The organism is Acaryochloris sp. IP29b_bin.137 (assembly GCF_028285745.1).
In the GTDB taxonomy this organism is placed as follows: domain Bacteria; phylum Cyanobacteriota; class Cyanobacteriia; order Thermosynechococcales; family Thermosynechococcaceae; genus Acaryochloris.
Window position 1 is genome coordinate 37,881 of record NZ_JANQOP010000012.1, and the last position, 10,186, is coordinate 48,066.

Sequence of the window (10,186 nt, forward strand, 5' to 3'; positions counted from 1 at the left end):
CCTTCCAGCTTTTTGAGGGCTGAGATCGGGTTAATGCTTAAGACTACTTAATTTTTAACATCTTCAGTACTAAGATTTTGTACCTGAAGTAACAGATTGTAATGTTTTATGAAGCACACTCAGATTGGCCCTATGTTTTATTGATTGGGATCCATCTACCCAACAGATGCAGGATATCCTTGAGGGTTTAGATCCATATTTTTAAACCTCTGCGTCAAAGTCCAGCAAATGGTTGCCGTGGATTCGGCCTGACGCTTACCCGTGGCTCTTGGTTAAGCCATCTCTACATCCCAAAGTTTGTCCACTGTCGATGTTGACGGGAGACGTGGCCCATTTTGAAGTTTATTCAGCGCGTTCCAGGCAGAAACGTAACCCTGTTAGTGATTAGCAATGGGCATGGCGAAGATCAAGTTGCTGCTCGTATCCTGCAAGCATTGAAACAATCCAGGCCACCCCTCTCTATTGATGCGTTACCGGTTGTGGGTATGGGTCTTGCTTACCGAGCCCAGAATATCTCTTTACTGGTCAAGGGTAAGAATTTTTCATCGGCAGGTTTTTGGGGACGTCAGTTTGGCCAAGACCTCCAGGATGGATGGATTAACTTAACGCTGCAGCAAATCAATGCCGTTTGGCAGTGGTCTCAAACGGGCGGGAAGGTTTTGGCTGTTGGGGACATTGTGCCGTTGATGTTGGCTTGGTGGAGTGGTTTGCCCTATGCCTTTGTGGGGACTGCTAAGTCTGAATATTATCACGATCATCATCTGTCCCGTTTCAGATCCTCCATTTATTGGCCCTGGGAGCGGTGGCTCATGGCCCATGATCGCTGTCGGGGGGTATTCCCCCGCGATCGCATCACAGCAACCCACTTACAACAGTGGTCCATCCCCGTTTTCGATTGTGGCAACCCGATGATGGATGAGTTGGATCCCCCAGGGAACTTACCGGAGGTACCACCCGGTTGCAGAATATTGCTGTTACCGGGGTCTCATGCTCCTGAAGTCTATGCCAATTGGCAATTGATGATCTCAGCGATCACGGGATTAAGTAAAGCTCAACAGAAGTACGTGTTTTTAGGTGCGATCGCACCCGGTCTTGATCTGGCTCCATTCCAAACTACATTGGTGAAATATGGTTGGACCACTGCAGCGAACGCTCCATATTCTTACTACCACCAGCAGCAGCAAGCTACTTTATGGCTTCTCCCCGATCGTTTTAGGGACTGTTTGCATGCCGCTAATGTTGTGCTAGCGATGGCTGGCACCGCGACTGAACAAGCCGTGGGCTTGGGGAAACCCGTAATTACGATGCCAGGTTCAGGTCCGCAGTTTACCGCTCAATTTGCCAAGACCCAAGCTCAGCTACTGGGACCATCAATTTATTTGATCAAAGATCCTGTAGATCTGCCCCATATGCTATCCGCCGTTCAGGAAAAATGCTCACAGCCGCAAGCTTGGATCGAGAATGGGTACTGCCGCATGGGAACTCCAGGCGCATCAAAAAAGATTGCTCAAACCCTGCAAACCGGTTTGTTAGATTGCTCAAACCCTTGTTCGCTGTCTTAGCAGAAAAACTGTAATAGGAGTATTTATTTTTTATAGAAAAATAAAATAAATCTCAATCTTTTTCGTTTCTAGACCGATCCCTTCGATACTCAAGGGAAAGAACCGTCAATTTTTTAATCACTGATTTAGGAAGGTCCTTAGCATGCTGCATGTTTCCCCGCGATTTTCTAGAATTGCTTTGGCTTGCGGCGTATCGATCAGCGCCATTGCTCCCGTCTTCTCTGAACGCCCTGCATTTGCCCAAGCCAATTTCTCCGACGTTAGCCTGGGGTATTGGGCTCGCCCATTTATCGAAAAATTAGCCGAGAAAAATGTGATTAAAGGGTTTCCCGATGGCACCTTCAAGCCAGATCAACCCGTCACTCGGGCTCAATTCGCAGCCATTGTCCGTCAAGCCTTTGACCGTGAGTCCACCCGTCAATACCGTGGCTTTGCCGATGTCCCCAGCAATCACTGGGCTCAACCCGCGATTAGTAAAGCCTATAGCACCCGCTTTATGTCCGGCTACCCGGGGAATCTCTTTCAGCCCAATCAGAGAATTCCCAAGGTCCAAGCCCTCGTGTCTCTAGCCAGTGGTTTGGAGTTAGAACCGGATGCCCCCACGGATGAAGTTTTAGCAACCTATCGGGATGCTGCAGATATCCCAGGATATGCCGACAAAGGCGTAACGGCAGCGACTGAAGCGGGCCTAGTGGTTAACTACCCCAATGCCAACTTTCTGAATCCGAATCAGCAAGCCACCCGAGCCGAAATTGCGGCCTTTGTCTACCAAGCATTAGTTGATCAAGGTGATTTGGATCCCATCCCTGACAAGGCTCGTGCCAATAATTACATTGTCAACCTAGACGGTACCTCTTCCCCATCGAAACCCAGTCCACCCACCAATACGGGTAGTATTCTTGCTTTGGGTTCAAAGATTCCCGTTCGTTATCCAGGGCCTAACAAAGTCAACCTGATTGTTGCACCCGGAGAAACTGTGGATACAAAGTTAGAAGTGGCAGAAGACATTGCTAACACTGCTGGTACGGTACTCATCCCTAAAGGGAGTCTGATCGAAGGAACGTTAGTGCCTGTTAATGTTGGCACAACGCCGGGAACTCAGTTTGTGGCTAAAACGCTAAAGGTCGGTACTCGCACTTACAACATTCGGGCAAATTCTGATCCGCAAGTCGCTGTTTCTCGTCAATCCGTCAAACCAGGAGATATTCGGGGCGCAGTTAGTACTGCAGCGGGGCGAACCATCCTTAATTCTGTCCTTGGCAGTGGGTTTAACTTAGGCAGTTTACTCACAGGCGTTTTGCTCAGTGGTGGTGTAACTACTCCCTCTGCGCCTAAAGACAGTGTGATTGTGGTTGATCCTGCAGCCTTAGAGCTCACCCTACAATCGAGCTTGGATTTAACCAGTTAGAGCAGCCATACGCTTCCAGCTCTTGTTGAGAACGTTTGATTCGCAAGAGCTGGAAGAAAAATTAGGGGTCCAAAGCCTGCCAAATCGCCGTGAGAATCGTGTTAGAGAAGAGAAAACCTTCTGGGTCCGTTAAACGGATGGCATCATCTTCTGGCTCGGGTAACTGGACCCAGCCCTGCTGCTGGTAAGGTCCTAAGCAGTGTAGGAGCGTCTCCACTGATGCTGGATCAGCAATGGTCTGCAATGTTGTCAGAGAGACCCCCTCCGCCAGTCGGAGTCCCATCATCAATGTTTCTAAAAGAATGTCTTGTGCAGTACTCACCTGACCGTCCATCTGCCCCTGCGCAATGACTAATCTCTGCACCCAACTCCTATAGTCTTTGCGAGTGCGGGGGCGACTAATTCTTTGCCCCTGTACATAGCTGGTCGCTCCCATCCCAAAACCGTAATAGGGACCATTGCGCCAATAAACCTGATTATGGCGACAGGTATGGCCTGAACGAGCATAGTTGGAGATTTCATAATGGTCATACCCTGCAGCGGTTAGAGTGGACGTCGCCAGACGATACATCTGGGCTGCGGTCTCATCTGAAGGCAGCGGCTGCATTCCAGGCTGATACTTTTTCCCAAATACCGTAGTGGGTTCAATGACTAAATCATAGGTAGAGAGATGGGTGGGTTTTAGGGCAATGGCTGTCTCTAAACTGGCTTGCCATTGTGCAAGCGTTTGATTGGGTAAGCCAGAGATTAAGTCCAGGCCAAAATTCGTGATGCTGGCTTGGTGGAGAATTGCGATCGCATCATCGATATCCGTCACGCGATGGGAACGACCACAGGCCTGCAATAACGCTTCAGAAAAAGCCTGAACCCCCAAACTGACCCGGTTCACCCCCAATGCTTTGAATTGCTGCATCAGCGGCAAGGAAAACGTCCCTGGATCCATTTCTATCGAAATTTCTATCCCATGCGCAAAGCCAAACTGTTGTTCCAACGCCCACAAAGTCTGCTCTAACTGCTGAGCAGATAAAAGTGAAGGCGTCCCCCCGCCCAAAAAGACCGTTTTTAGGGGATCGGGACCTGACAAGGTGACTTCAATTTCCTGGCATAAGCGATCAACATACTGGCCAATAGCCAGAGAGGTCTCGCCTCGCTTGTGGTCTCCAATCACCGAGATCGGGAAATCACAATAAAAACATCGTCTTCGGCAAAACGGAATATGAATATAGGCCGAGGTGGGCCAGTGGCTAACAATCTTAGGAGTTAGTAAGGGTTGAACAGTGCTCACAAACTGGATTGCCTCAAGATCAAATTAGACTGTTTTACCCACAACGTAAATCTAGGTTTATGTATTTTAAGTGAATCTTTGAGGACAAGGGAAAAAACGCTGTAAGGTCCTGAATTAACGACACTATAATAATGATTAGGGCTATTTTCCTCTGAAAAAATAGCATACACTTCGATGCCGCTCACTCTCTCATCACCCCTTTACTAGAGAGTGTCCCCCTATTCAACGATAAGCTAGGACAATGCTAGACCTATTTATCATCTTGACCTTCATTGCTGTTGGTGCAGCAGTTGGTTTTCGAGGCGTCGATCTACTCCCTGACTTACTGACCCCAACTGAGTTGGAAGGGGTTAATATTGAAGGACTTCGATGGGTAATTACGGGTTTTGGCGCCTTTCTTAGCTTTGCGATTGGATTTGCGGCTCAGGTGTCCTGCCGTCGCATCGAGAAGAAGATTAAGGCCTTACCCACAGATGTCTTACTTAGCCGTTCTGCAGGTTTGTGCTTGGGACTCCTGGTTGCCAATCTTATGCTGGCCCCCATTTTTCTATTTCCCTTACCCCGGGAGTTTGCTTTTATCAAGCCCACTGCAGCGGTTCTAGGGAGCCTGATCTTTGCATTTTTGGGATTAACGCTGGCTGATATTCATGGTCAGACGATTTTACGGTTGATCAATCCTAATTCCATTGAAACTATACTGATGGCGGAAGGAACGCTACAACCCTCCCCCACGAAAGTCTTAGATACGAGCTGCATTATTGATGGTCGCATCGAGGGGCTGTTACTGACCGGATTTCTGGATGGTCAAATCTTAGTGCCTCGTTTTATTTTGCAAGAACTACAAACCTTAGCTGATGCAGGCAACGACCAAAAGCGTGCCCGAGGACGACGTGGATTAGATATACTCAACCGCTTGCGAACAGAATATCCAGATCGGATCACTATACATCCCGCTGATTACAAGGATGTTGCGACTGTAGACGCTAAACTGGTGCGCTTAGCCCTGGATATCAATGCTTCTATGGTTACAAATGACTACAACCTCAATAAAGTTGCGAGTGTGCAAAATATTCAGGTTCTTAACGTTAATGATCTAGCCAAGTCCCTCAGACCTATTTATCTTCCGGGTGATAGCCTAGACCTCAAGATTATTAAGGCAGGCAAGGAACCTGAACAGGGTGTCGGCTACCTAGAAGATGGCACCATGGTCGTAGTGGAAGAAGCCCGTGACCATATCGGTGACGAGGTTCCCGTGGTCGTAACCAGCGCCCTGCAAACCTCAGCCGGGCGGATGATTTTTGCCCGTCCTCAAACAGCTTGGGCCTGATTTTCAGGAATCTGTTACTAGCACTGAACAACCTGATATACTGGATTTTCCAATTTCATGCCGATGTAGCTCAGTGGTAGAGCACTCGATTCGTAATCGAGCGGCCGTGCGTTCAAATCGCATCATCGGCTTCCTACAAAAACCAAGGTTTTCAACCATCAGTCAAGGCTTTCAGAGGACGTTTCACGAGCAGTCCTCTGTTTTTTATTGGGCCTAGTTGGGTACCGTTAGACCTGTTTAGGGTACAGATTGAGATAAAGATTGAGATAAAATAGTAGAGTTGTCGATCAAATTATCTCAAGTACATGTACTCCACTAAACGCCGTAAGAAGGCCAAAACGGGCAGTGTGCAGATCCGCTGCAGCAACAATCGCCTACAAATCGTGTTCAGTTTTGGAGGCAAACGTTATTTTGTCTCAACTGGCTTAGGGGATACCCCTTTCAATCGCAAGCAAGCACAAGATAAAGCCTTAGAGGTTGAGCGTGATATCGCCTTCGGAGAGTTCGATCCTGACAACCTAGAAAAATATAAGGTTCAATCGGCACTCACAACCCCAGAAAAGGTCGTGAACATTACCGAGCCCAAATTGACTTTGACTGATTTATGGAGTCAGTACCTAAATTACAAAGCGCCCCAAGCATCGCCCAAAACATTGAATGGAAACTATGAGCCTGTCACCGCTCACCTAGGCAGATGCTCAACCGATGGGTTAGAAGATGCCTTGAAATTCAGGCTAGAACTACTGCAAGCAACAACCCAATCTCAAGCCCGACGAACCTTGATGCAGTTGTCGGCAGCTTGTAAGTGGGCAATGAAGCATTCCCTGATTGAGGCCAATCCCTTTGATGGAATGTACAAAGAATTAGAAGCAACTACGCCCCCTCCACCCATTGCTTTCACAGTAGAAGAACGAGATCGCATCATCACTGCCTTTGAAGAACATCAAGGGAAAGGAATTAACTATCAGCATTACGCCCCCTTTGTTAAATTCCTGTTCTGGAGTGGTTGTCGTCCTTGCGAAGCGATTGGACTCCGCTGGGAAAGTGTTAACAAAACCTGCGATCGCATTCATTTCCACGAAAGCATCGTAGAAGTATCTGGTAAGTTAGTTCGCCGAGAGGAAACCAAAACAGGTGTACAGCGATGGTTCAGCTGTACACCCAAACTGCAGAAACTACTATGTTCTATTCGTCCTGAAAATCCCCAGCCGGATGCACTAGTTTTTCCATCTCCGAAAGGCGGAATTATTCGTCCCAGCAATTTTAAGGATCGAGCTTGGAATAAGATCTTGACCACGCTGAACCTGCAAGTAAAAGATGGGATTAAGATGACTCCTTACAACTGTCGAGATACCTTTATCACACTCCAAGCTGTTCACGGTAATTCCTCTACAACCATTGCCCGTTGGGTTGGTAATTCCAGCAAAGTGATCGAAGAGAAATACTTGGACAAACTCCAGTTGGAGAGTTTGAGACCGACCGAAGTGTAATCCCTAGTCAGAGCCGGGCAACTGATAGGACGGCAGCGCACTGAGATGATTTGCGATCGCTTGGTTATGGAGCTGGGTATTATTTCGATTCATAGCCCAGTCCTTCAGCAACTCGACGTTATAGCGGACGCAGCGACTGGAATACCGAACCCCATGGATGCCCTCAACCAACTGGTTGTTTAAGCGAAGTTTTTTCAAGCTGGATTCTGAAAGGCCAACAATCGTAGCAGCCTCATGCTTATTACACCAAACGGCGGGTTGTGAATTAGCTGGAGACGTCATGCGTTTGCCCTCCGAATCAGTCGTACATCCTGGCGTTGATATTCCTTTGTGATCAGCCAAGCCTTACCCTTGACTTCCACCCATCCAGGCTTTTTACGAGGAAACCCCACCACCTGCACCTGGCGACCCGTAAAGTAACCCGTCAATAGTTCCACCCAATCTCCTTGTTTAAGTTCTGGAGGAGGACTATTTTTATCAGGGCTACATATATATAGATCTCGTGGGTGCTGATTGGAATGATCAGATGACACTGGCCCGTGGTCTGACAGGTTTTGCAGCTCATTCTCACTTTCAGAACAAAGATCTAACCCTTCATGTTGCAGATCGCCTGTCTCCCAAGATGGATGATCACCTGACAAAGATCCTTGATATACCGTTGTTTTTATCATGTGATCAGATTCAGGTAAATCCTGGTCAAGTGACACCGCCCCATGCCCAGACTGACTTTTGGTCATCTGATCACCCAGTTCGGGAGACACGAAGACTTTTTTGCGAGACTTCCCCCCTCGCCCATTATTCGCCTCCACCTCTCGCATCTCTTCTGTAATATGGCCTTGTCGCCACAGCCGCTTAACCAGGCGGCGCATATGGGATTGGCTACTGCAGAAGTGGGCCGCTAGTTCTGCTACCTCAAATGGAACCCCTGGTGACTGCTGAAAATGCTCCAGTAATCGCCCCTCCAAATTCCCTTGCCCTTGGGGCGTGCCTTGATAATCCCCGTGATAGACAATCACACAATCATCCGGGTCATAGCTGATCACAAACTTGCCGGAACAGCGACTGCGAGATTTATTGATGCTCCAAGATTCGCTGGTCTTCAGGCAAGCTGTCTTCTGACTTAGGGTGACGGAGATACCAAACTTCGCTGACATTATCGGGAATAGCAGTCGTCCCTCGACTCTCCCCCAGCTTGTTCGTGTGATGAAGAATCAAGAATGTGCAGCCATAGATATTGGCGATATTCCGTAAGTCATAGATACAAGCGCCATAGTTGGTATCCTTCTCCGCTAGCTCACTAGCCCGGTTTGCTGCCGTAAAGGAATCGATAATCACTAGTGCTGGTCGCTCTTGCTCAATCCACTGCTGGAGTTGGGGCAGTTGAGAGAATTGCCACTCCGTCTCCACTTGAACCATCCCTGGCTGAAACTGCTCATAGTTGGCATCTCGCAGGGAATCAGAGAAATCTACATCCGGCTCATCGGTTTGGATAATCAGAACTTTGCCCTGAGTCGTGCGATAGCCATTCCAAGTTTGTCCAGAGGCCACTGCAAACGCCAAATCATAGCTCAGCCGACTTTTACCTGTGCCTCCATCCGCAATCAATGCAATGGTGCTGGCCTTGGGAATCTTGCCAGCAATAATCCATTCTCGATTTTCTGGCGCACAAGCCAAGAAATCGACCACGTCCATTGGTGCAAAGGGACGAGCGCAGTCCAATCGAGTCTGGTAAAGCTTTCGTAACTGAGCAGCAGAAAGATCGGTTCGTTTCGCTAATCGATTCAGTTCCCAGAGCTGACGAGCTGTGTCTTCAAGCTGAAGAATTTTCTCAATTTCTTCTAGGCATTGCTCATAACTCAGTCGTCCAGAATGGGCTGTGTTCACAGGGTTCTTAGCTTTCTGAGCCGCTGCCCGAATCTGCTCCACACTACATCCAGCATTCAAAGCATCCGAAATATCCCAGCCTTGGGGTGGAGCAGTCCCAATAAAAGGAACTTGAGCAATTCTGGCTCTACTGCCCAATTGGTTGGCCAGCTTCTCAGCCCCCTGTTGTCCAGGGGCATCACAGTCATAGAAAATAGAGACCTGCCCCGGCAAACGCTCCAGTTGTCGAGCAGAAGGAACCACATTGCAGCCACAAGTAAACGTGGCTACAGCAATTGTCTTACAGCTCCGCATTGCCCAACCCAACAAGATCGCATCCCATTCCCCCTCACATAGGTAAGTCTGAGTTGCTCCTGGGGGCCGATGGGTGAAGTAGACCATTGCTGGAATCCCCTTCTGCGACCAAGCAGGTCGATTGCTCCAAGGCTCAACTCTGATCTTTCGGTAGTAACGAGTATCTTGATCATCTGCAGAAATAGGAATGACAATTCCAGCTCGACCATGATGGGTCACCAAACCTAAACGATAGTGTTGAATTAGCTCAGGAGTAATCCCTCGATCCTTCAACCACTGTTGCGCCTGTCCTCGTTTACCATCATTGCCATTCAGCAACCAATCGGTAGTCACCTGCAGTTGATTCGCATAATAAACTAACGGTGGATCTGAATTTACCTGATTCTTAGCTATAGATTTTTCTATGCCTAGGCTGTCGCGGATTTCTTCGGGGGTACAGCCTGCATGGCACTTGTACGCTCCACTGTCTAACAAAGCCAAGCTTTTCTGGGATGGACGACGGCCCTTTTTACGACTGCAGCTAGGGCAGTACGCTCGTCCGCTAGCGTTGAAGTTGATAAAGTCTTGAATCTCAAACATATATATGCTCAACGCAAAACCTATCTGCTAGGCAGCCTCACGGGTAGGACACCAGCAGAAAGGTAATTTCTTTAAACAGTATATATGTACTATCTCAAAAAAGGATATTTATGCAGAATAGTCATATAATTCTTGGCATGAGTCAGTGGTGGATAACCCCATGCGTAAGGTCTTTAATGCAGATAGTTTTACGGGTCGAATGGCTATCTTGGTGGATGAGTATAAAAATGCAACTCATCTCGCCAAAGTGGTCGGCGTGAATGACCGAACGATCCGAAAATGGATGGCGGGGACGGAACCAGCTCGAAACTATTTGGAGTTACTGGCTGAAAAGCTTGAGGTCAATATCGAATGGCT

9 protein-coding genes and 1 tRNA gene are annotated in these 10,186 nt (G+C 48.2%); 6 read left to right on the plus strand and 4 right to left on the minus strand.

What is annotated here, in order from left to right:
• The first annotated feature begins 335 nt into the window (after nucleotides 1-335).
• A complete protein-coding gene (locus Q0991_RS01060) occupies nucleotides 336-1,562 on the plus strand; it encodes a lipid-A-disaccharide synthase-related protein (RefSeq protein ID WP_299484672.1) in 1,227 nt (408 codons plus the stop codon).
• Between the two features lie 142 nt (nucleotides 1,563-1,704).
• On the plus strand, nucleotides 1,705-2,970 hold the full coding sequence (locus Q0991_RS01065; protein ID WP_299484673.1) for an S-layer homology domain-containing protein: 1,266 nt from the start codon (nucleotides 1,705-1,707) through the stop codon (nucleotides 2,968-2,970).
• 61 nt (nucleotides 2,971-3,031) lie between these two features.
• Here the strand turns inward: Q0991_RS01065 and hemW are convergent, their stop codons facing one another.
• Nucleotides 3,032-4,255 carry a radical SAM family heme chaperone HemW gene (gene hemW, locus Q0991_RS01070; RefSeq protein WP_299484674.1) on the minus strand — a complete coding sequence of 408 codons (1,224 nt, stop codon included), beginning with the start codon at nucleotides 4,253-4,255 and terminating at the stop codon, nucleotides 3,032-3,034.
• Between the two features lie 241 nt (nucleotides 4,256-4,496).
• On the opposite strand from hemW, the gene Q0991_RS01075 reads away from it, so the two are divergent.
• From Q0991_RS01075 to Q0991_RS01085, 3 genes are all read left to right on the plus strand, one after another.
• Entirely contained in the window at nucleotides 4,497-5,582 is a 1,086-nt protein-coding gene (locus Q0991_RS01075; RefSeq protein ID WP_299484675.1) for a PIN/TRAM domain-containing protein, read from the plus strand.
• Between the two features lie 59 nt (nucleotides 5,583-5,641).
• Nucleotides 5,642-5,713 (plus strand) — tRNA-Thr (locus Q0991_RS01080).
• 174 nt (nucleotides 5,714-5,887) lie between these two features.
• The gene (locus Q0991_RS01085; protein WP_299484676.1) at nucleotides 5,888-7,072 is read left to right on the plus strand and encodes a DUF3596 domain-containing protein; all 1,185 of its coding nucleotides are present in this window, start codon (nucleotides 5,888-5,890) and stop codon (nucleotides 7,070-7,072) included.
• Nucleotides 7,073-7,075: 3 nt separating this feature from the next.
• On the opposite strand, the gene Q0991_RS01090 is transcribed toward Q0991_RS01085, so the two are convergent.
• Genes Q0991_RS01090 through Q0991_RS01100 form a run of 3 tightly spaced genes read right to left on the minus strand, consistent with a single transcriptional unit; the run spans nucleotide 7,076 to nucleotide 9,829 of the window.
• Nucleotides 7,076-7,354, minus strand: coding sequence for a hypothetical protein (locus Q0991_RS01090; protein WP_299484677.1), 279 nt, complete (start codon nucleotides 7,352-7,354; stop codon nucleotides 7,076-7,078).
• On the minus strand, nucleotides 7,351-8,226 hold the full coding sequence (locus Q0991_RS01095) for a hypothetical protein (protein WP_299484678.1): 876 nt from the start codon (nucleotides 8,224-8,226) through the stop codon (nucleotides 7,351-7,353). The genes Q0991_RS01090 and Q0991_RS01095 overlap by 4 nt, the downstream gene beginning before the upstream one ends.
• On the minus strand, nucleotides 8,144-9,829 hold the full coding sequence (locus Q0991_RS01100; RefSeq protein WP_299484679.1) for an AAA family ATPase: 1,686 nt from the start codon (nucleotides 9,827-9,829) through the stop codon (nucleotides 8,144-8,146). Before Q0991_RS01100 ends, Q0991_RS01095 begins: the two co-directional genes overlap by 83 nt.
• 160 nt (nucleotides 9,830-9,989) lie before the next feature.
• Between Q0991_RS01100 and Q0991_RS01105 the strand changes: the two genes are divergently transcribed.
• Nucleotides 9,990-10,186, plus strand: a 197-nt coding sequence (locus Q0991_RS01105; protein ID WP_299484680.1) for a helix-turn-helix transcriptional regulator, incomplete at its 3' end; no start/stop codon positions are given.